Source organism: Xanthomonas sp. 10-10, assembly GCF_040182365.1.
Classification (GTDB): domain Bacteria; phylum Pseudomonadota; class Gammaproteobacteria; order Xanthomonadales; family Xanthomonadaceae; genus Xanthomonas; species Xanthomonas arboricola_F.
The window spans coordinates 2,503,231-2,523,376 of the sequence record NZ_CP144460.1; the positions used below are offsets into that span (position 1 = coordinate 2,503,231).

Annotated in this window: 18 protein-coding genes; 4 read left to right on the forward strand and 14 right to left on the reverse strand. The window is 65.4% G+C overall.

Going from position 1 to position 20,146, the window contains the following annotated elements; translation table 11 throughout:
- Positions 1–2: 2 nt before the first annotated feature.
- The 12 genes from flgL to VZ068_RS10605 all read right to left on the reverse strand — a co-directional run bounded on the left by flgL (position 3) and on the right by VZ068_RS10605 (position 12,824).
- Entirely contained in the window at positions 3–1,208 is a 1,206-nt protein-coding gene (gene flgL / locus VZ068_RS10550; protein WP_349657589.1) for a flagellar hook-associated protein FlgL, read from the reverse strand.
- Positions 1,208–3,082, reverse strand: coding sequence for a flagellar hook-associated protein FlgK (flgK, locus tag VZ068_RS10555; protein ID WP_349657590.1), 1,875 nt, complete (start codon positions 3,080–3,082; stop codon positions 1,208–1,210). Before flgK ends, flgL begins: the two co-directional genes overlap by 1 nt.
- Positions 3,083–3,093: 11 nt before the next feature.
- The gene (locus VZ068_RS10560) at positions 3,094–4,272 is read right to left on the reverse strand and encodes a flagellar assembly peptidoglycan hydrolase FlgJ (protein WP_349657591.1); all 1,179 of its coding nucleotides are present in this window, start codon (positions 4,270–4,272) and stop codon (positions 3,094–3,096) included.
- A 1-nt stretch (position 4,273) separates the two neighbouring features.
- On the reverse strand, positions 4,274–5,392 hold the full coding sequence (locus tag VZ068_RS10565) for a flagellar basal body P-ring protein FlgI (protein ID WP_349657592.1): 1,119 nt from the start codon (positions 5,390–5,392) through the stop codon (positions 4,274–4,276).
- 10 nt (positions 5,393–5,402) lie between these two features.
- Entirely contained in the window at positions 5,403–6,095 is a 693-nt protein-coding gene (gene flgH / locus VZ068_RS10570) for a flagellar basal body L-ring protein FlgH (RefSeq protein WP_259149944.1), read from the reverse strand.
- Positions 6,096–6,133: 38 nt separating this feature from the next.
- Positions 6,134–6,919: a flagellar basal-body rod protein FlgG gene (flgG, locus tag VZ068_RS10575; RefSeq protein ID WP_006452262.1), complete on the reverse strand. Its 786-nt coding sequence runs from the start codon at positions 6,917–6,919 to the stop codon at positions 6,134–6,136.
- Positions 6,920–7,837: 918 nt separating this feature from the next.
- The gene (gene flgF / locus VZ068_RS10580; protein ID WP_005914448.1) at positions 7,838–8,593 is read right to left on the reverse strand and encodes a flagellar basal-body rod protein FlgF; all 756 of its coding nucleotides are present in this window, start codon (positions 8,591–8,593) and stop codon (positions 7,838–7,840) included.
- A 178-nt stretch (positions 8,594–8,771) separates the two neighbouring features.
- Positions 8,772–9,995 carry a flagellar hook protein FlgE gene (flgE, locus tag VZ068_RS10585; RefSeq protein WP_259149938.1) on the reverse strand — a complete coding sequence of 408 codons (1,224 nt, stop codon included), beginning with the start codon at positions 9,993–9,995 and terminating at the stop codon, positions 8,772–8,774.
- Positions 9,996–10,026: 31 nt separating this feature from the next.
- The gene (locus VZ068_RS10590) at positions 10,027–10,698 is read right to left on the reverse strand and encodes a flagellar hook capping FlgD N-terminal domain-containing protein (RefSeq protein WP_259149937.1); all 672 of its coding nucleotides are present in this window, start codon (positions 10,696–10,698) and stop codon (positions 10,027–10,029) included.
- Between the two features lie 37 nt (positions 10,699–10,735).
- The gene (gene flgC, locus VZ068_RS10595; RefSeq protein WP_005914451.1) at positions 10,736–11,143 is read right to left on the reverse strand and encodes a flagellar basal body rod protein FlgC; all 408 of its coding nucleotides are present in this window, start codon (positions 11,141–11,143) and stop codon (positions 10,736–10,738) included.
- A gap of 3 nt (positions 11,144–11,146) precedes the next feature.
- Entirely contained in the window at positions 11,147–11,548 is a 402-nt protein-coding gene (gene flgB / locus VZ068_RS10600; RefSeq protein ID WP_259149919.1) for a flagellar basal body rod protein FlgB, read from the reverse strand.
- A 331-nt stretch (positions 11,549–11,879) separates the two neighbouring features.
- Positions 11,880–12,824, reverse strand: a complete 945-nt coding sequence (locus VZ068_RS10605; RefSeq protein ID WP_003482947.1) for a chemotaxis protein CheV — start codon at positions 12,822–12,824, stop codon at positions 11,880–11,882.
- A 304-nt stretch (positions 12,825–13,128) separates the two neighbouring features.
- On the opposite strand from VZ068_RS10605, the gene flgA reads away from it, so the two are divergent.
- From flgA to VZ068_RS10625, 4 genes are all read left to right on the forward strand, one after another.
- Positions 13,129–13,773: a flagellar basal body P-ring formation chaperone FlgA gene (flgA, locus tag VZ068_RS10610; protein WP_039403905.1), complete on the forward strand. Its 645-nt coding sequence runs from the start codon at positions 13,129–13,131 to the stop codon at positions 13,771–13,773.
- Positions 13,774–13,839: 66 nt separating this feature from the next.
- The gene (gene flgM / locus VZ068_RS10615) at positions 13,840–14,151 is read left to right on the forward strand and encodes a flagellar biosynthesis anti-sigma factor FlgM (RefSeq protein WP_349657593.1); all 312 of its coding nucleotides are present in this window, start codon (positions 13,840–13,842) and stop codon (positions 14,149–14,151) included.
- A gap of 15 nt (positions 14,152–14,166) precedes the next feature.
- The gene (locus VZ068_RS10620) at positions 14,167–14,499 is read left to right on the forward strand and encodes a flagellar protein FlgN (RefSeq protein WP_259168027.1); all 333 of its coding nucleotides are present in this window, start codon (positions 14,167–14,169) and stop codon (positions 14,497–14,499) included.
- Positions 14,500–14,799: 300 nt separating this feature from the next.
- Positions 14,800–16,026, forward strand: a complete 1,227-nt coding sequence (locus VZ068_RS10625) for an ATP-binding protein (protein ID WP_349657594.1) — start codon at positions 14,800–14,802, stop codon at positions 16,024–16,026.
- A gap of 229 nt (positions 16,027–16,255) precedes the next feature.
- Here VZ068_RS10625 and VZ068_RS10630 read toward each other — a convergent pair whose 3' ends face one another.
- Both VZ068_RS10630 and VZ068_RS10635 read right to left on the reverse strand, forming a co-directional pair.
- On the reverse strand, positions 16,256–17,977 hold the full coding sequence (locus VZ068_RS10630; RefSeq protein ID WP_046964054.1) for an EAL domain-containing protein: 1,722 nt from the start codon (positions 17,975–17,977) through the stop codon (positions 16,256–16,258).
- A gap of 3 nt (positions 17,978–17,980) precedes the next feature.
- The gene (locus tag VZ068_RS10635) at positions 17,981–20,113 is read right to left on the reverse strand and encodes a PAS domain S-box protein (protein WP_259168025.1); all 2,133 of its coding nucleotides are present in this window, start codon (positions 20,111–20,113) and stop codon (positions 17,981–17,983) included.
- Between the last annotated feature and the right edge of the window lie 33 nt (positions 20,114–20,146).

Below are 20,146 nucleotides of genomic sequence, written 5' to 3' on the forward strand. Positions count from 1 at the left end.
AATCAGCGGATCAGGTTGAACAAGGACGAGGACTGCATCTGCTGAAAAATGGTCTGAGCGGCCTGCAGGGAGGCCTTCTCGAGTTCGTACTGCCCGATCGCCGAGGCGTAGTCCAGATCGCGGATCGACGACAAGGTGGTCTTGAGCGTGACTTCGTTGGATTCAAGCAAGGAGTTGGCGTTGTCGATGGCCGACAACTGCGCGCCGCCGGAGGCGCGCGCATCGATCATCTTCGACGAAGCCTGTGCGATGTCGCGCATGGAGGTCTGCAGCGTATTGATCATCGCCGCCTTCTGCGGCTGGGTCAGCGTATCGGAGTTGAGCGCGCCGACCAGATCGTCGATGGTGGAGAACACGTCCTTGGTGGTGGAGGCGCCGATCTGGAAGCTGTCGCCGACCGCCGGTGCGCCGCTGATGCGCATGCGCACGCCGGCTGCGGTGATGTCGTCGCCATCCTTATAGGTGCCGGTGCTGACCACCGTATTGGTGCTGTCGCGCACCTCGTAGGTGTCGGCGGCGGTGAACTGCACGCTGTAGCTGCCGCCGTTCCAGCTGCCGGTACTGGCATCGCGGCTGAAATCCAGCAACAGCCCGGTGCCGGTATTGGCGTTGGAAGGGTGCGCGTCCACGGTGCCGTCGCCGGTGCGGATACGCATGAAGATTTCGCTGCCAGGCAGGGTGTCGCTGACAAAGGTGTCCGGTGCCACTTCGACCTGCTTCTGGGTCTGGTCGCCGTTGTAGACGACGCCGCCATTGCTCTTGATGAACGGCGCGCTGCCATCGGCGGTGCCGCCGAACAGATAGCGCCCGGTGCCGTCGGTGCTGTTGGCCAGGCTGACCATGCTGTCGCGCAACGCGGTCAGCTCCGAGGCGATCGCCTTGCGGTCGTCGGGGCTGAGCGAGGAATTGTTGGCCTGCACCGCCAATTCGGTGACGCGCGCCATTTTGTCGCCGGCTTGCGAGAGCGCGTTTTCCTGCAGGCCCAGGCGGTTCTGCACGTTGTTGGCGTTCTCGCCGAAACGCGTGATCGCGGCCAGCGCACGGTCCAGGCCCACTGCGGTGCCCGCGGCGACCGGATCGTCCTTGGCGGTGACCAGGCGCTGGCCGCTGGACAGCTGCGACTCGAGCTGGTTCAGCCGCGTCTGCTTGGCGCCCATCGAGGCGATCGACTGGCTGTACATCATGCTGGTGGAGATACGGTCGGTCATCAGCGTACGGCGCCCAGGATGGCTTGGAAGATGGTGTCGGCGGTGGAGATCATCTGTGCGGCGGCCTGATAGGCCTGCTGCAGCTTGAGCATGTTGGCGGCTTCCTCGTCGAGGTTGACGCCGGAAATCGAATCGCGGCTGGCCTGCGCCTGGTCGTTGATGACCTTCTGCGCGTCGGCGGCGTAATCGGCCGCGCGCGCCGCCGAGCCCACCGACGTGGTCAGGCCCGACAGCGCGCCGTTGAGCGTGACGGTGCCGCCGCTGAGCGCTTTGGCATCGTCGATCTTGGCCAGCAACTTGGCATTGCCGTTGTCGCTGGAGCCGGCGCCCATCGGGCCCACGCCGAACGTATCGCCGGCCTTGGGCGCGCCATCCAGCGTGAAGCTCCAGCCGTTGGCGCTGATGGCCTGGCCGGCGGTGTAGGCGAACGGGCCGGTACCGTCGATGGTGTATTGATTGGCGTCGATGAACTCCACCGACGACGGGGTCAGCAGCGCCGGGTTCTGCGCATTGGTGACCTTGACGTCGCTGATCTTGCCCGAGCCCAGGTTGGCGACGGTGGCGGTGGCCTTGACCGGGGTGGCCGCGGCAATGCGCGACGGGTCGGTGATGGCCACCGATAGGGTGCCGGCCAGTCCGGCGGTGGGCTGCAGCAGGAATTTGTCGCCGTTGGCCGGTGTACCGCCAACCACCATGCTCACGCCATTGAGCACCAGCGGGTTGGCAGGGGTACCGGTGCCGGTCATCGGCACCGCCGCGCCGGTGCTGGCGCTGGTGGCCTTCCACGCAGTGCCGTCGAAGCTGAGCGTGACGTTCTGCCCGTCCACCGCCGACATGTTGCTGAAGCTGGCGGTCAGTGACGCGGTGCCGGTGTTGCCCGGGTTGGCCGCAGTGGTAGGCGAACCGATATTGAAGAAGTTGCCGCCCATCGCGCCGTACAGGTCCATGCCCTGCGCGTGACCGGCGTTGAAGGTGCTGGCCATGCCCACCGCAAGGCGGCCCAGTTCGGCCTGGGTCGGCTCCAGCACGCTGCTGCGAAATTCCAGCAGGCCGCCGATCTGGCCGCCCAACGAACTGGCGCTGAGGCTGACGTTCTGTCCCTGGGTCTGCATCGCCACCTGCAGCTTGGTCGGCTGGTAGGGGTCGGCGACGGTGGTGAGCTTGGACGAGGTGGTTCCCACCACCAGCGCCTGGCCACCGGCGGTGAAGACATTCATGAAGCCGCCGTCCTGCATCACCGCGGTGCCGCCGGTGTAGCCCACCAGCTTGCTCACCAGCGCATCGCGCTGGTCCAGCATGTCCGGCGACGCGTTGGCCGCGCTGTTGCCGATGGTGCCGTTGATCTTGGCGATCTGCTGCGTCAAACGGTTGACTTCGTCCACCGAGGACGTCAATCCGCTGTTGACTTCATTGCTCAGGCTGTCCATCTGCCCGTTGAGCTGCTTGAAACGCGTCGCCAGCGAATTGCCGCTGTCGAGCATGCTCTGGCGCTCGGCGGTGGAGGACGCATTGGACGACACCGCACTGGTGGAGTCGAAGAAGTTCGACCACAGCCCGGCCACATTGGTGGCGGTGTTGGAATACAGCGCGTCCACGCGGTTGGACAGCGAGGACAGCTGCTGCAGGCGCGAGAGTTCGCCGCCGCTGTCGAGCAGGCGCGAGATGGCCAGCTGATCCGCCACCCGACCCACATCGGTGATCTTGGCGCCATTGCCCACGAACGCGTAGCCCATGTCGGTGGGCGTGCGCGTTGCAAATTCCACCCGCTGGCGGCTGTAGCCTTCGGTATTGATGTTGGCGACGTTATGGCTAACGGTCGACAACGCCCGTTGGAAGGCGATCAGCGCGCTGGTCCCGGTGGACATGATGGACATGGGCGTTTACCTCAACGACGGGTGGTGCCGAACCCGGCGGGCTCGGCGGTACTGGCGTAACGGTTGGACAGATCTGCCGCTGCGTTGCCGATGGCGGCCACCGCGCGGTCGATGGTCGGCCCGTTGGCGATCGCCGCGATCTTGGCTGCGTAGCCCGGATCGGTGGCGTAACCGGCCTGTTGCAAGCCGCGTGCAAAACCGCTGATATCGGTGCCGGCCTGCAAGGCGCCCTGGTAGCGGCTGTTGTTCTTCAACAGGCGCACGTAGTCGGCAAAGCTCTCCTCGGCCGAGCCATAGGCGCGGAAATCGGCGGTTTCGGTTGTTTTGACGCCGTTGACGTATTCGTGGGTGCCGGTGGTGACCCTGGCGCCGTTCCAGCCGGTGGCCTTGATGCCGAACAGGTTGTTGGAATCGCCGCCGTTGCCGATGCCGCGCCGGCCCCAGCCGGTTTCCAGCGCGGCCTGCGCGACCAGCGCACGCGGGTCCACGCCCAGTTCGCGCGCGGCCTTCTGCGCATGCGTCCAGATCTTGGCGACAAAGCCTTCCGGAGTGCGCTCGCCCAGGCTGGCCGCAGCGCTGCTGGCCGCGCTCGCGTTGACGGCGGCATTGGCATCGGCGGCATCGCTGGCGGCCACGTCGCTCCAGCGGTCGTTGGCCGAGGGCCAGCTCAGTGCGGCTGCATCGTCGCTGCCGGCATCGCTGCTGCCGGTGCGACCGGCGATCATGTCCAGCACCTGGCTCATGCCGACGCCGCCCAGCGCACCTGCGCCGAGCTTGGCTGCCGCGCCCAGGGTCGCGCCGATGCCGCTGGCGGCGCCATCGCGGGCGGGCAGCGGCAACGAGGCATCGCGCTTGCCGGCCACCAGCGAATAGGCCTTGGCGGCGTCGGCGGTGCTCAGCGAGGTGTTCAACGCCGGGCCGCCGGTATCGCCGCTCAGCTGCTTGGAGATCATCGCCGACAGGCCCAGGCCCTTGCCTTCGGTCAGCGCCTTGGCCATCTGCTGGTCGTACATCTCGCGGAACATCTGGTTTTCACCCGGAAACATCGGGTCGCCGGAGCTCGCATCGCGCATGCTCTTGACCAGCATCTGCGCGAACTGGCCTTCGAGCTGACGGGAGACCTTGTCGATCTTTGCCGGATCGGCCTTGGTGCTCGGGTTGAGATCAATGGGCGAGGCTGCGATACGCATGTCAGATCACCTCCAGCTCCGCCGTCAGCGCGCCAGCCTGCTTCAGGGCTTCGAGAATGGCGACCAGGTCGCCGGGAGCCGCGCCCACTTCGTTGACCGCGCGAACGATCTGATCGAGCGTGGTGCCGCCTTCGAACTTGAACATGCGGCTACCCTCGGAGGTGGCCGTGATCGTCGATTGCTGGGTCACCGCCGTGCGGCCGCCGCTGAAGGCGCCCGGCTGGCTGACGTTGGTGTTCTCGCTGATGGTCACGGTGAGCGAGCCATGCGCGATGGCGGCCGGCATCACCCGCACCAGCTGGCCGATCACCACGGTGCCGGTGCGTGCATTGACCACCACCTTGGCCGGCGCGTCGCCAGGCGACAGTTCCACGTTTTCCAGGCGCGCCAGCAGACCGATGCGTGCACCGGGATCGGTGGGCGAGCGCACCGACACGGTCACGCCATCCACCGCACGCGCGGTGCCGGCGCCGAAGCTGTTGTCGATCGCCGCGACCATGCGCGAGACGGTGGTGAAGTCGTTCTGGTGCAGGTTCAGGGTAATCTCGCCGCTGCCGGCAAACACATCCGGCAGTGCGCGCTCGACGGTGGCGCCGTTGGGAATGCGACCGACGCTGGGAATGTTGACCGACACGCGCGAGCCGTCCTTGCCCTGCGCGCCGAAGCCACCGACCACCAAGTTGCCCTGTGCCATCGCATAGACCTGGCCGTCGGCGCCTTTGAGCGGTGCCATCAGCAACGAGCCGCCGCGCAGCGACACCGCGTTGGCGATCGAGGACACGGTGATGTCGATCGGCTGGCCGGGCTTGGCGAACGGCGGCAGTTCGGCGTGGATGGCCACGGCCGCGACGTTTTTCAGCTGCGGGTTGACGTTCGCCGGAACATTGACGCCCAGCTCGCCGAGCAGGTTCTTCAGGCTCTGCACGGTGAAGGGCGCCTGGCTGGTGCGGTCGCCGCTGCCATCCAGGCCCACCACCAGGCCGTAGCCGACCAGCGCGTTGCCGCGCACGCCGCCGACCTGGGCAAGATCCTTGATGCGTTCGGCCGAGGCCGGCGCGGCAATTGCGCACAGCGCAACGGCAGCGGCGAGCAGACGGAAGGGCAGGGAAGACAGATTCATGGTCGCAGGCTCAGTAGGGCGACAGACGGGAATTGAAGAAGCGGCTCAGCCAGCCCATCGCATTGGACTGCGCGATCGCGCCGCGGCCGCCGTAGGCGATGCGGGCGTCGGCCACCTTGCTCGAGGGCACGGTGTTGTCCGGGCCGATGTCGGCGGCGCGCACGATGCCTTGCACCTGCACCAGTTCGTCGCCCTGGGTCAGGCGCAGGTTCTTCTGCCCCTGGATCACCAGATTGCCGTTGGGCAGGCGCTGCATCACGGTGACGGTGACGCTGCCCTGCATGCGGTTGCTCTGCGCGGTGTTGCCCTTGCCGGCAAAGCTGCGGTCGCCGCTGGTGGAGTTGCGCAGCACATCGGTGCCGTTGACGGTGAGCGGCACGCCGAGCAGCGTTGGCGTGCTCATGTCGACCGTGTCGGCCTTGCTGACGCTGGTATTGGCGGTGGACGAGGCGGTGGTGCTTTCCACCAGGTTCACCGTCAGCAGATCGCCGACATCGCGTGCACGACGATCGCCATAGAGATTCAGGCTCGGGCCGGCGGCGTAGATCGCCCCAGCGGTGGGCTGCGCCACCGGCGCGACCACCGGCACGATCGGCGCCAGTTCGGCGAACGGCCGTACATCGCCGGCCGCCACGCACCCACCCAGCAGCGCGCTGCAGGCAATGGCGAGGCACAGGGAGGAAAGGGAGGGCAGGCGTGACATGGCGTGGATTCCTGAGAGGGCAGCGACCGGCGGGCCGATCAGACGTTGTTGTTCAAGTAACCGAGCATCGAGTCGGTGGTGGAGATCGCCTTGGCGTTCATTTCGTAGGCGCGCTGGGTCTCGATCATGCTCACCAGCTCTTCCACCGTATTGACGTTGCTGCCTTCCAGCGCGCCCTGCACGGTGGTACCCAGGCCGTTGAGGCCCGGAGTGCCGTTCTGCGCGGGGCCGGAGGCGGTGGTTTCGACGAACAGGTTCTCGCCCTTGGACTGCAGGCCCGAGGGGTTGATGAAGTCGGTCAGCGTCAGCGCACCGATTTCCTGCGCGGCGGCCTGCCCGGCCAGGGTCACGCTGATGGTGCCGTCGTTGCCGATGGTCAGCGACTGCGCGCCTTCGGGCACCTGGATGCCCGGCTGCAGCGGGTAGCCACTGTTGGTGACCACTTCGCCCTGCGCGTTGATCTGGAAGGTGCCGTCGCGGGTGTAGGCCGAGGTACCGTCGGGCATTTGCACTTCGAAGAAGCCGCGCCCGTTGACCATGACGTCGAGCGCGCGGCCGGTCTGCTGCTGGCTGCCCTGGTCGAAGCCCTTGAAGGTGGATACCACGCGCACACCGGTGCCCAGCTGCAGGCCGGTCGGCAGCTGCGTCTGCGCCGACGTCGAGCCGCCTGGAGCGCGCACCTGTTGATACAGCAGGTCTTCGAACGCGGCACGGTCGCGCTTGAAGCCGGTGGTATTGGTATTGGCCAGGTTGTTGGAAATGACCGACATGCGCGTCTGCTGCGCATCCAGTCCGGTTTTGGCGACCCACAAAGCCTGATTCATGACCCGATTCCTCGTTAGACCCGGGGATGTGTTCCGGGTACGGCTGGGTATATGCACGTGCCGTGCCAAAGCCGCGCCGGATTTTTGCCGGCTGTGCGCTGGATCACGCGGAGCGGGCGCGGCGGCCTGCGCGGGGCAGGGGGGGGCGGATAGGCTGCGGCTAGGCGGAAGCGGTGGAAACCTGCGCCGCAGATCAGGCGCGGCAGAGCGCTCGCCGGTCAGCGAGGAGTTCGACGAGCTGTAAACCCTTGGCGCTGCGTGCGGAAGGGTTCTTGGGATTTGCCGGCTGGCATTGCGACGCAGTCGACAGGGTGGTTGGTCGAGGGCGCGGTGCCCTCACCGCTCGCGGGACACGCCGCAAGTACGTCCATGTAGGCTCGGTGGCGGCATCCATGCCGCCACACGGTCCTGCAAGCGGCGAGGACACCGCACCAGAGCGTTTGCCGGTTGCTTTCAAAGCTTGTCCATTGCTCGGCTTGTATTGAGAAGATGAGGGGTGGCGCCGTTCCTCAGCAACCCATGTCAGGCAGTGTTTGCACCCTGCGGACCGACCGTCTCGACTGGTCCTTGCCCGCCCACCGTCGCGGGACCTTACGCGGCATGGATGCCGCGTAAGAGCCTACAGGGACGTACTTGCGGCGTGTCCCGCGACGGTGGGCGGGCAAGGGCCCTGCAACCAAGTCACAAACCAGCGCTCTGCAGCGAAGGCCCAGATCAGCAGCATTGCCAACCTCACACACCTGGCCGACAAACCATCGGTAGTCAGCGTCAACCGCGTACGAACCGCCTGCGAGACCGCAGGAGTCGGAGTCGAAGGACATGTCACTTCGCGAGCCACGTCCCCCTGGCGGCCGCCATCCAGGTGCGCGGCAGAGCTGCAAAACCAATCGGCGGGAGGGCAGTGGGCGTCAGTCGCGCTTAACCGCTGACACGCAGCAGCGAATTGGCCGACTGGGCGTTGTCGTCGCCGTTCTTGATGATCTTGACCTGCATTTCAAACTGCCGCTGCAGCTGGATCATCTCCACCAGCGCGCCGGCGGCATCCACGTTGCTGCCTTCCAGCATGCCGCTGTTGACGGTCTTGCCGGTGGCCACCGCGAACGCCTGCGCCGGGTCGGTGCTGGTGTTGCGCATCAGCCCGTCGGGGCGCCGCGTCAGCCGGTCGGCGGGGGCATCGACCACCTTCATCTTGCCGACGATGGCCATGGTCTGCGGCCCTTCGCCCTGCGGAATGATCGAGATGCTGCCGTCGCTGCCGATTTCCATCGCCTGGTGCGGCGGAATGGTCATCGGGTTGCCGCCTTCATCCAGCACCGCGTGGCCGTTGGCGGTGACCAGCTGGCCATTGGCGGTGAGCGCCAACTCGCCGTTGCGGGTGTAGGCCTCGCTGCCGTCGGGCGACTGCACCGCCAGCCAGCGGTCCTGCTGCAGCGACACGTCCAGCGGGTTGCCGGTCACCTTCTGATGGCCCTGGCTGCGGTCGAAGCCCTGGTCCACATGCAACGCATCGATCCGCGACGGATAGCCCTTGCCTTGGATCTTGAACGCCTCGGTATTGGCCAACGCGGCCTTGAACCCCACCGTATCGACGTTGGCGAGATTGTGCGACACGGTGCTCTGTGCCTGCAGGGAGGCACGGGCACCGGTCATCGCAACGTAGAGAGCTTTGTCCATGGGGCACCGGGAATCGGGAATCGGGAATCGGTAATGGAGAATCGGGAATCGGGAATCGGGAATCGGGAATCGCAAAAGCGGGATTGCGGGGACTGGGGAGTTGGGGACAAGGCCGGCATCGATTACGCGCGACGCCGGCTCTTACGATTCCCTAATCCCGATTCCCCATTCCCAGCCGTTAACGGATATTGATAATCGTCTGGGTGACCTGATCCTGGGTCGAGATCATCTGCGAGTTGGCCTGGAAGTTGCGCTGGGCCACGATCATGTTCACCAGCTGCTCGGTCAGGTCCACCGTGGAGGCTTCCAGCGAGCCGGACTCGATCTGGCCCAGGTCCGAGGTGTCTGGCGCACCGGTGCGGGCGGCGCCGGAGGTGTAGCTTTCGGCCCACATGTTGTTGCCCTGCGACTGCAGGCCCTGCGGGTTGACGAAGCTGCTCAGCGCAACCTGGCCCAGCGGCTTGTCGGCACCGTTGGAATAGCGCGCGAACACCACGCCGCTGGTGTCGATGCTGATCTCGTTGAGCTTGCCGCTGGCATAGCCGTCCTGGCGGGTGTCGCGCAGGGCGAAGGCTTCGCCGTACTGAGTGGAGCCGCTGACGTCCAGGCGCATGTTCAGCACGCCGGCACCGGTGCTGGGGGTGAACGGGTCCATCGTGATGATGCCGTTGGCCGGGGTGGTCAGCGAGCCGGTGTCGGAGAACTGCAGCGTGGTCGGCGCACCGACCGCCGCACCGTCCACGTAGTTGTGCACCTGCCATTCGTTCGGGTTGGCGGTCTTGACGAAATAGGAGGTCTGCACGTGGCTGACGCCCAGCGAGTCATAGACGTTGATGCCGCCGGTGGAATGGCTGTAGGTCTTGTCGTCGGCCGGGCTGAACGGGGTCACCGTCGGTGCGGTGGCATTGCCGGGCAGGGTGAAGGCCAGGTTGACCGTGGAGGTCGACTTGGGCGGGCTGTCGGTGGTCAGCAACTGCAGGTCCGACAGGCGGCCCACGTCGAAGCCATTGCCGCTGGGGTTGGGCGCGAACACCTGCAGGCGCGCACCCTGCGGATTGACCACGTAGCCATTGGCATCGGTCTGGAAGTTGCCGGCGCGGGTGTACATCTTGGCGCCGTTGGAGGTCACGGTGAAGAAGCCCTCGCCGGAGACGGCCAGGTCCAGGCTGCGCCCGGTCGGGTCGATATTGCCCTGCGAGAACTGCTGCGCCACGTTGCTGACCCGCACGCCCGACCCAACCGCATTGCGCGACAGGCCGTAGCTGGTGCTCTGGAACATGTCGGCGAACTCGGCGCGCGATTCCTTGAAACCGGTGGTATTGACGTTGGCGATGTTGTTGGAGGTGACGTTCAGATCGGCATTGGCTGCGTTGATGCCGGACAACGAGGTATTGAAAGCCATGGATGAGTTCCTTTGAGTGTCGGTTGCCGGCTCAGCTGACGCGGAGCACGTTGGCGAGCGGGGACGTACCGAGCCCCGTCAGGTTGAGATACAGGCCGTCCGAGCCGATCGTGACGCTGTCCACCGGTGCATCGACATAGGTGGACAATTTGCTCTTGGAACCGGCGGTGTCGGTCTGGGTGGCGGTAATGCCGTACTTGCCGGCAGCCATGCGGTTGCCGTTGGCGTCGGTGCCATCCCAGGCGAACGACACCTCGCCGGCGGCGCTGGCCGGCACGCTGAGCTGCTTGACGAAGGCGCCGTTGGCATCTGTGATTTCGAAGTTGACGGTGCCGGCCGAGGTCGCCGCGACCACGCCCTTGGCCGAGCCGGTGGCGTCGATGGCGACCTGCGCGGAGGGCACCAGCACGTTGTGCCCGACCAGCGCCGCGCCCTTGAGCACCTGGTCGGCGTTCATCGAATCGGAGAAGTTGCCGACCTTGGTATTGAGGTCGCCAATGCCCTGCACGGTGGAGAACTGCGCCAACTGGCCCAGGAACGCGCTGTTTTCCATCGGTTTGAGCGGGTCCTGGTGTTGCAGCTGCTCGGTCATCAACTTGAGGAAGTCGGCCTGGCCCAGGGACTCCTCCTTCTTTTTCGTGGAGGCGGCGCTGCTGGTGCTCAGCCCGAGACTGGCGTAGAGGTCACTGCCGATCGTGCTCATCTGGAATGGTCCGTTAGTAAAGGTCAGCTAGGATGGGTCAGCGACCCATCGTGAGAGTCGCGAGCGCCAGTTCCTTGGCGGTATTGAGCATTTCCACGCCGGCCTGGTAGTTGCGCGAGGCCGAGATCATGTTGACCATCTGCGAGACCGGGTCCACGTCGGGCGAGAACACGTAGCCGTCGGCATCGGCCAGCGGATGGCCTGGCTCGTAGCGACGGATCGGCGGCGCGTTGGTGGTGGTGATTTCCTTGACGTTCACCGAGGTCAGGCTGGGGTCCTGGCGGCTCTGCTGGGCCTGGAAAATCGGCTCGATCGGCTTGTAGGTCGCTTCTGCAGAACCGGCCACCGAGTCGGCATTGGCCAGGTTGGAGGCAATGGTGCTCAGGCGGACCGACTGCGCATGCAGCGCCGAGCCGGCCACATCGAAAATGGGAAGATTGCTCATGACTTATTGGCCCGTGATCGCGGTGAGCATCGAGCGCACCTTGGATTCGAGGAAGCTCAGCGACGCGCGGTATTCCAGCGCGGCGCGGCCGTAGGCGGCGCGTTCTGCATCCGGATCGACGGTATTGCCGTCCAGGCTTGGCTGGTCGGATTCGCGGGTGATCTGGAACGGATTGAGCCCGGCGCTGCCGCCCACTTCGTAGTGCTTAGCGTCGGTGGCCTGCATCAGGCCGCCGTCCTGCACGCCCTGGGCCGATTTCAGCGCCGCTTCGAAGTTGAGATCCTTGGCCTTGTACCCGGGGGTGTCCACATTGCTCAGATTGCTGGCAATGAGCTTCATGCGCTGCTCGCGCAGCGTCAACGCGTCGCCATGGACGCCGAGGAAGGACGAGAAGGGATTGGACACGGTGCTCTCCCGCGAAGTGTTGCCAGGGAGGAAGCAATGTTTGTGCCAATCGAGGTGGCGCGGGCCGCAGAACGCGGAGAACGATCGGCGCTGCCGACGAACGGCAACTTGCCGTCCGGAAGATGCGATGGAGCCCTGTCCACGAAGTTTGCTTCAATCAAGCGCGGCAAGCCGGAAGGTTCGGCCTTCCCGGAGGCGCGGTCTGGCGTCGCAGGTGCCGCCTCGAGGGCGCGTCGACGCACCGACCCAATTTATCCGCGGCGGTGTGCTTGCAGCCCGGCGCAGCGCGCTGTCCTGCGATCGGCGCCGATCCGGCGGCCGAGCAACTTGCTCAGGCCGCTTCGGCGACGACTTTCAGGCGGGCCAGCACGTAATCGGCCAATTCGTGGGCGCTGTACTTGGCCACGAAGGCATTGGCGCCGACCTGTTCGACCATGGCGTTGTTGAACACGCCCGACAGGGAGGTGTGCAGCAGGACGTACAGGCCTTGCAGGCCCGGCGTGCGCCGGATTTCCGTCGTCAGCGTGTAGCCGTCCATTGCCGGCATTTCAATATCGGAGATCACCATCGCATAGCGGTCGGCCGGGTTTTCGCCCGACGCGGCCACCTGCAGCAGGTGATCCAGCGCCTGGCGGCCGTCGGACAATAAGGTTGCCGACACGCCCAGCTGGTCGAGCACGCTGCGGATCTGCTGACGCGCCACTCGCGAGTCGTCCACCACCAATACCTGGAACTGGCGGTCGTAGGCCACCAGCTGCAGCGACGGGTCCAGCTGCACGTCCTTGCTGACCTTGGCGATGTCGGCCAGCACGCTTTCCACGTCGATGACCTGGATCAGCTCGCCCTGGAACCGCGTCACCGCCGTCAAATAAGTGGCTTCGGCGCCAAGTTCCGGCGGCGGGTGGATATCTTCCACCGCGATATTGACGATGCGCTCCACGCCGCTGACCAGGAACCCCTGGACCGAGCGGTTGAACTCGGCCACCACCAGGTAGCCCGGTCCGTTCTCGGAGTGCGAATCGCGCTCCGGGTGGCCGATGGCCAGGCCCAGATCCAGTACCGGCACCGACCGCCCGCGTACGTCGGCAACGCCGGCGAACTCGGTGGGCAGGCCGGGCACCTGGAACAGCTCGGGCCGGCGCAGCACTTCCTGGACCTTGAAGACGTTGACGCCAAAAAGCTGGCGTCCGCCCAGCCGGAACAGCAGCAGCGCCAGTCGGTTGTGGCCAGCCAGTCGGGTGCGCTGGTCGATGCGGTTGAGCAGATCGTGGGTCATGGGGCAGATATCGACAGCGCCGCCTGGAAACTTGAGGGCTTTGTGGCTGGTCGGGGGTGCTCTCGGGAATGGAGAGTCGGGAATGGGGAATCGTAAAAGCGAGGGATGGGCTTTCCGCAGCAAGCCCGAGGCGAAGGGCAGTGAATTTGCCTGCTGATAGCTTTCACCTAGTAAAAATCGCACGGCAGCAACGAAGGCCGACCACTTCTCAGCCACCCTAACCGATTCCCCATTCCCGATTCCCTATTCGAAAACAGGCACGCCGCTTGCAGTGTCTGTTCCGTCTTCCTCCGGATCTGGTCCCATGCGCCTGCTCCTGCTTGTCATCTTGTTGGCTGCCGCTCCGGCCTGGGCCCAGAGCTATCAGTCTGTCGATTCCATCCGCGCTGCGGCGCTGGCCACCGTCGGCCCGGACGCCGAAGCCGAGGCCACGCTCGATCCGGGGCTGCGCATGCCGGCCTGTCCGATCGCATTGCAGGCCCAGCCCACCGGTACCAATACGGTGGAGGTGGCCTGCCCGCAGCCGGCCGGTTGGCGCCTGTTCGTGCCGTTGAAGGTGCGCCGCAACCAGGATGTGCTGGTGCTGCGTCGCGGCATCAGCGCTGGAGAAACCATCTCGCTGGCCGATATCAGTATCGAGAAGCGTGACGCCGCCCGCATTGTCGGCGCGGTACTTGCCGATCCGGTGGCCGCAGTGGGCAAGTCCGCTCGCCGCATCCTGCCGGCCGGCTCGCTGCTCTCGGCCAACGATCTGGTGACGCAGCGGCTGGTCCGGCGCGGCGACACCGTCCCGCTGGTCTCGCGAAATGGCGGTCTGGAGGTGCGCATGAGCGGTCGCGCACTCTCCGATGCCGGCGAAAACGAGCGCGTTTCCGTCGAAAATTCCTCGTCGCGCCGGGTGGTGCAGGGGATTGTTGAAGCGAGCGGAACCGTTGTGGTCTCCAGGTAAAAATTTTCTATAAAGTTTTTTTTCTGGGTGCCGTTATCCCCTACGACCTGTAGAGGAGTTCCTGACATGACCCAGAAAATCGAAGGCAATCTACCGACCGCTGCCACCCTTCGTACCGCGTCCACGAGCAGCAAGATCGCTTCGGCCGGCGAAGATCGCGCGTCCCCGGTTGCCGCAACCCCGCCCACCGACAGCGTCAAGCTGACCGGCGAGGCGACCAACCTGCAGAACCTGCAGCGCGAGCTTTCGCAGTCCTCGGCGATCGACACCGGTCGCGTCCAGGCGGTGAAGGATGCGTTGCAGAACGGCAGCTACTCCATCAATCCGGATGCCATCGCCAGCCGCATGATGGATCTGAATCAGCAACTGGCGGGTTGATTCCCGACTTAAAGGATGAACGTGAACGAGTTCCTGCAACGTCTCAGCGATGCGCTGGCCGGCGAGCGCCAGGCATTACTCGAGAACGACATCGATGGGTTGATGCGGCACACGCAGGACAAACTGTCGGCGCTGCGCGCGCTTGAAGCGGCAATGCCCGAAGGCCAAGAAGACCGCCTGCGTGAGCTGGCCGAAGCCAACCGTGCCAATGGCGCGCTGCTGGCACGCCGCCGCCGCGAGGTGAACTGGGCATTGCGGCACCTGGGGCGTACCGAAAGCGCGCCCTCGTACGATGCCAAGGGCCAATCCAACGTGCTGCGCGGCGGACGTTCGCTGGCAGTGGCCTGATCCAGCCATCCTGCGTCGGGCGTACGCACCGTGGGTGCTGCGCGCAGATCGATGCGCTGCCAGAAGGCGATGCGGCGTTGCTGCCGTCGACAAGGCCGGCTGGCCGACGTTGCAGTACCGACAGAGAAGAACGGCGTGGAGTGACCGCCGTGAGATCACGCACGCGCGCCACTGCAGATCACCGGCCGCGCCCTCCGGTCGTGCATGAAGTCGTTTCAGCGACGGCCCTAAGACCAAGCGGCGATACGGCCGCCCCAGGGTTGGGCGTATATTGAGGCGTCCTTGCTGCCGCCCTGTCCCGTGACCGTCAAGTTTTTTCTCAACCAATCGTTGTTGCCGTCTTCGACCATCCTGCGCGCATTCGGCGACCAGATGCTTGAAGGCGTGTTGCTGTTCCGCGCCGATGGGCAGCTGATCCTGGCCAACGCCGTCGCGCGTCAAAGCCTGTGCAAGGAAGACCCCGCCGACGATCGCAACCTGGGCGAGCGGATCTCGCAGGTCTTGCCATCGGATGCGCTGAATCAGGCACGCAGCAAGGGCAGTTGGACCGGCAGTCTGCCGGTGGCCGACCGCGTGGTCATCGCGCACCTGTATTACAACGAAGAGCAGGGCGTCGGCCACTTCCTCGCGTTGTTCCACAACATCGAAGGTCAGCAGGATTACGAGCGCGAGCTGCAACAGCGCCATGCCGAACTGCGCCAGGCCTATATGCGCTTGAACGGGGCGCAGGACAAGCTGCTGCAGTCGGAAAAGATGGCCTCCATCGGCCAGCTGGCCGCCGGCGTGGCGCACGAGATCAACAACCCGATCGGTTACGTCCACTCCAATCTGGGCAGCCTGCAGGAATACCTGCGCAGCCTGTTCACGCTGATTGAAGCCTACGAGCGCGCGCTGCAGGCGCCGGACCCGAAGGCCTTGATTCCGGAAATCGACGAAATCCGCAACCGCGCCGACATCGACTTCATCAGCCGCGATCTGCCGCAGTTGATGGCCGAATCGCGCGAAGGCATCGAGCGGGTGACCCGCATCGTGCGCGACCTCAAGGACTTCTCGTACTCGGACCGTTCCGAGTCGTGGAAGATGGTCGACCTGCACGCAGGCCTGGAATCCACGATCAACATCATCTGGAACGAGCTCAAGTACAAGGTGACCCTGGAGCGCAATTACGCCGAGCTGCCGCTGGTGGAATGCCTGCCGTCCGAGCTCAACCAGGTCTACATGAACATGCTGCTCAACGCCGGCCAGGCGATCGTCGAGCGCGGCACGATCACCGTCACCACCGGGCGCGACGAGGCCGAAAACGTCTGGATCCAGTTCCAGGACAGCGGCGCCGGTATCGCTCCGGATCTGCTGCAGCGTATCTTCGACCCATTCTTCACCACCAAGCCGGTCGGCAGCGGCACCGGCCTGGGCCTGTCGATCTCCTACGGCATCATCAACAAACACCACGGCCGCATCGACGTGGAAAGCGTGCCAGGGCAGGGCGCCAGCTTCCGCATCGTGCTGCCGATCCGGCAGCCGAAGTAGCGCTGGCGCGCTGGGAATCGGGAATAGAGAATGGGGAATCGTAAGAGCGGATTGCTTCGCTCTTTTTGATTCCTGCAACGAAAGTGCTGACGCGCTTGCATTGTTAGCGGGAGCTATGTGGTGACCTGCCAACCTTGACTGTCATTACAGGAAGATGGCTTGCGCAAAGCAGTAGCGCAAAGCTCGCCGAAGCCGTCTTCTGCTCTCCCGATTCCCCACTCCCGATTCCCTATTCCCGGCCATTCCGCAATTCGTCATGGGTACGGAACGCCTGGCGAATATGCTCGCGCAGTTCGTCGTCGTTCCAGGGCTTGGTCAGGAAGCGGTAGATCGCGCCGCGGTTGATCGCCTCGGTCACCGTGGCCAGATCCGTATAGCCGGACAGCACCAGGCGTACGGTGTCTGGGTAGAGCATCTTGACCCGGCCCAGGAACTCGGTGCCGCTCATGTCGCTCATGCGCTGGTCCGACAGGATCACCTGCACGTCGTTGGTGGCCAGCAGGTCGAAGGCATCACGTACGTTGCCGGCGGCCAGGATGCGGTAGCCGTCGCGGCGGAACAGGCGCACCAGCGAGCGCAGCACGTTCTCTTCGTCGTCCAGCAGCAGCAGGGTGCGGTCGGGGCGGCTTTCGGCAAACGATTCCGGGCGCAGATAACGCCGACGCAAGGCCATGCCGGCGGACTCGGCCGACATCGGCTCGCCGAACAGATAGCCCTGGAAGATGTCGCAATCGTTGCGGCGCAAAAACCCCAGCTGCGCCTGCGATTCCACGCCATTGGCAATGACCGTCATGCCCAGCTGATGGCCCATCGCGATGATGGCGCGCGCGATCGCCGCCTCGCGGCTGCCGGCCGGCGCGCTCTTGATGAAGCTGCGGTCGATCTTCAGCCGGTCCACCGGGTAACGCACCAGGGCGCTCAGGCTGGAATCGCCGGTGCCGAAGTTGTCCAGGCTCAGGCTGATGCCTTCATTGCGCAGGTTGGCCATCGTCTCGTGGACGAAATTGACGTTGTTGGTCAACGCGCTTTCGTTGATCTCCAGGGTCACGAACTGCGCCGGCACGCCGGCGGTCTGCAGCATCGCCATCACTTCGTTGAAGAAGCCCGGCCGCAACAGCTGCAGCGTGGAGACATTGACCGCGATGCTGAAATCGTCGAAGCCCTGATCGCGCCACAGACGCGCCTGACGCACTGCGTTCTGCAGCACCCATTCGCCGATCTGCACGATCACGCCCAGGCGCTCGGCGGTGCGCATGAAGCGCTCCGGCACCAGCATGCCCAGGGTGGGCGATTGCCAACGCAGCAGCGCCTCCATGCCGACGATGCGGCCGTCGCGCGCGCTGACCAGCGGTTGATAGCGCAGGCGCAGCTCGCCATGCGGGATCGCATCGACGATCTGCCGCGCAATGATGCTTTCGCTATGCGCGTTGGTCGCAGAATTGCGCGTGTACAGGCGCACCGTGTTGCCGCCTTCGCGCGCGGCCTGGTAGCTGGCTTCCTCGGCGTAGTCGAGCAGGATCGAGAGCGAGGTCGAGTGTTCCGGACACAGGCTGATGCCGACCTTGCCGGTCATGAACAAGGTGTACGGCAGCACCGACAGCGGCAATTCCAGCTGCTGGCGAATCTCTTCGGCAAAATCCTCCGGCAACGGGGTGTCGTCGCGGCGCACCGCCACGATGATCATCTCGTCGCTGCCGTGCCGCCACAGCTTGCCGCGCGTGCCAAGAAATTCCTGCAATCGGCGCGCGGCCAGCGTCAGCGCCTGATCGCCGACCTCGCCACTCATGTTCTCGTTGATCGAGGCAAAGTGGTCGATATCGACATGGAAGATCATCAACGGCTGGCCGCCGGACGCGGCCGCGTCGACCAGATGCAGCAATTCGGGATTGCCCGCGCCCAGGCGTGTCGGTTTGACGATTTCCAATCCGGGCGGGATTACGGGGCTCCACATGACTCAACGTCCACCATCTTCGTGGACGGACTCGCCGGCCGGGTGATAGGGCAGGCGCAACGTCACGCGCGTGCCTGCTCCGGGTGCAGAGTCTATCGCGAGCACGCCGCCGACGGTTTGCGCGCGCTCACGCATCACGATCAGTCCAAGCCCGCGCGGGCCTTCCGGCTCGAAGCCATCGCCGTCGTCGCTGACTTCCAGGCGGAAACTCTCGCTGTCGATCGATTGCAGGCTCATGCGAACCTCGCCCGCGCATGCATGCCGCAAGGCGTTGGTCAGGCTTTCCTGCGCAATCCGGAAGCAGGCCTGCTCGATCTCGTTGCCCGGGCGGACGTCGAGCGCCTGGATGTCCAGTTCCAGGCGCACGTGCGAGGCGCGGAACAGCATCGACGCCTGCCAGCGCAACGCCGCTTCCAGCCCCAGCGCGTCCAGTTGCGGCGGACGCAGCAGCATCGACAGGTTGCGCAGCTTGGTCACGGTGCTGTCGGCCAGCGACACCACTTCCAGCAGGTCTTCGCGGCGCGCGTCGGGATCCGGTTCGTCCAGCGCGGCGTGCGCGGACAGCTTCATCGCCGTGATCGCCTGGCCGATATCGTCGTGCAGATCGCGCGAGATCGCGCGGCGTTCGTCTTCCTGCAGCGAGAACAGGCGCTTGGCCATGGCCTGCAGCTCCGCGTTGCTCTCGGCCAGCGCGTCGCGTATGCGCTCGGGCTCGCTCAGGTCGCGCACCACCAGCAGCTTGCAGCTGCGCCCGCCATAGCGGATATCGCCGGCCGACAAGCCCGCATAGAACGTGCTGCCATCGCGACGGCGCATCGCCCGCGCACTGGACACCGGCTCATTGCGATCGCTGCCGGCGCGCAGATACTCGCGCACCACCGACAGGTCGGAATCGCCGACCAGCGTCTGCAGGGGCTCGCCCAGGATGGTTTCGCCCTGGAAGCCGAACTGGATCGAGCCGGCGGCATTGGCGTACATCACGTGCTCGTCGGCGAGGATCAGCACGCCGTCCGGCAGCACCCGCACCAACTCGCGGAACTGTTCTTCGCGTTCGCGCAGCAGACGCCGCGACTGTTCGCGTTCGCTGACATCCTGCAAGGTGCCGTGCACATGCCGCGCGCCGCTGGGCAGGGTCACGCTCTCTGCGCGAAGATGCACGGTGCGCGGTTGCGAATCGCCGCCGGTGAGCGGCAGCAGCACATCGATCTGTACCTCGCCGCCGGTGCACATGTCTTCGATCATGCGTTCGATGCGCGTCTGGGTGGCGGTGTCGGACGCGGTCAGCAGCTCTTCCAGCCGATGTTCGCGGCGATGCATCGGCACGCTGCGCCCCAGGATGCGGTAGACCGCCGACGAATAACGGCCGAGGCCGGTGGTGCGATCAAGCTGCCATGAGCCCAACCGCGCGATGCCTTGCGCTTCTTCCAGCCGCTCCAGCGCTTCGTCGCGCAGATGCTGCGCCTGTCGCTCTTCGCTGCGGTCCACTGTCACCACCAGGCGGGCAGGGCCGCTGGCCAGATGCAGCTGATTGCTGCGCACCTCGACATGCCGCAGCCCGCCGCGGGTCAGCAGATCTTCGTTCAACACGCAGGTGGCATCGCCCTTGCCGCGGATCTGCGCAATGATGTCTTCCAGACGCGCACCATCGGCGTTGGGCCAGATCGCCTGCAGCGTCTGCTGCAGGAATTCGTCGCGCTCCCAGCCGAAGAATTCCAGCGCCGCCGGATTGGCGTCGAGGATGCGCAGGGTGGCCAGGTCGTAGATGAAGGCCGGGCTGGGCAGGGCCAGGAACTTGGCCTGCAGCAGGGCCTCGGACTGCGCCAATTGCGCATGCTCTTCCACGATCAAGGTCATGAAGCGCCGCAGCACCAGGTGGATCACGATGCTCGACACCAGCAGGAAGCTGGCGTCGGACCAGCGCTCCGGTACCGCCGCACCAGCCAGGTTCAGCAGTCGGTTGCCCAGCAGCAGCCACACCACGCCGATCAACAGGTACAGCCCGGTCAGCGTCCACAGGCCTTGCTGCAGGCGTTCGGCCAGGCGAAGTCGGGACACCGGAGGCGACGAGAACGCGGGCGCTGCGACAGGTTGGTGCATGGGTCCGCGGACGACCTCTGGAGCTGGCGATGCGGACATAGTAGCCGTAACTGATCCCGGTTCGGTCGCGCC

Coding starts and splice junctions, on each gene's coding strand:
- flgL (WP_349657589.1), bottom strand. CDS start 1,208: ATGACCGACCGTATCTCCACCAGCATGATGTACAGCCAGTCGATCGCC.
- flgK (WP_349657590.1), bottom strand. CDS start 3,082: ATGTCCATCATGTCCACCGGGACCAGCGCGCTGATCGCCTTCCAACGG.
- VZ068_RS10560 (WP_349657591.1), bottom strand. CDS start 4,272: ATGCGTATCGCAGCCTCGCCCATTGATCTCAACCCGAGCACCAAGGCC.
- VZ068_RS10565 (WP_349657592.1), bottom strand. CDS start 5,392: ATGAATCTGTCTTCCCTGCCCTTCCGTCTGCTCGCCGCTGCCGTTGCG.
- flgH (WP_259149944.1), bottom strand. CDS start 6,095: ATGTCACGCCTGCCCTCCCTTTCCTCCCTGTGCCTCGCCATTGCCTGC.
- flgG (WP_006452262.1), bottom strand. CDS start 6,919: ATGAATCAGGCTTTGTGGGTCGCCAAAACCGGACTGGATGCGCAGCAG.
- flgF (WP_005914448.1), bottom strand. CDS start 8,593: ATGGACAAAGCTCTCTACGTTGCGATGACCGGTGCCCGTGCCTCCCTG.
- flgE (WP_259149938.1), bottom strand. CDS start 9,995: ATGGCTTTCAATACCTCGTTGTCCGGCATCAACGCAGCCAATGCCGAT.
- VZ068_RS10590 (WP_259149937.1), bottom strand. CDS start 10,698: ATGAGCACGATCGGCAGTGACCTCTACGCCAGTCTCGGGCTGAGCACC.
- flgC (WP_005914451.1), bottom strand. CDS start 11,143: ATGAGCAATCTTCCCATTTTCGATGTGGCCGGCTCGGCGCTGCATGCG.
- VZ068_RS10605 (WP_003482947.1), bottom strand. CDS start 12,824: ATGACCCACGATCTGCTCAACCGCATCGACCAGCGCACCCGACTGGCT.
- flgA (WP_039403905.1), top strand. CDS start 13,129: ATGCGCCTGCTCCTGCTTGTCATCTTGTTGGCTGCCGCTCCGGCCTGG.
- flgM (WP_349657593.1), top strand. CDS start 13,840: ATGACCCAGAAAATCGAAGGCAATCTACCGACCGCTGCCACCCTTCGT.
- VZ068_RS10620 (WP_259168027.1), top strand. CDS start 14,167: ATGAACGTGAACGAGTTCCTGCAACGTCTCAGCGATGCGCTGGCCGGC.
- VZ068_RS10630 (WP_046964054.1), bottom strand. CDS start 17,977: ATGTGGAGCCCCGTAATCCCGCCCGGATTGGAAATCGTCAAACCGACA.
- VZ068_RS10635 (WP_259168025.1), bottom strand. CDS start 20,113: ATGTCCGCATCGCCAGCTCCAGAGGTCGTCCGCGGACCCATGCACCAA.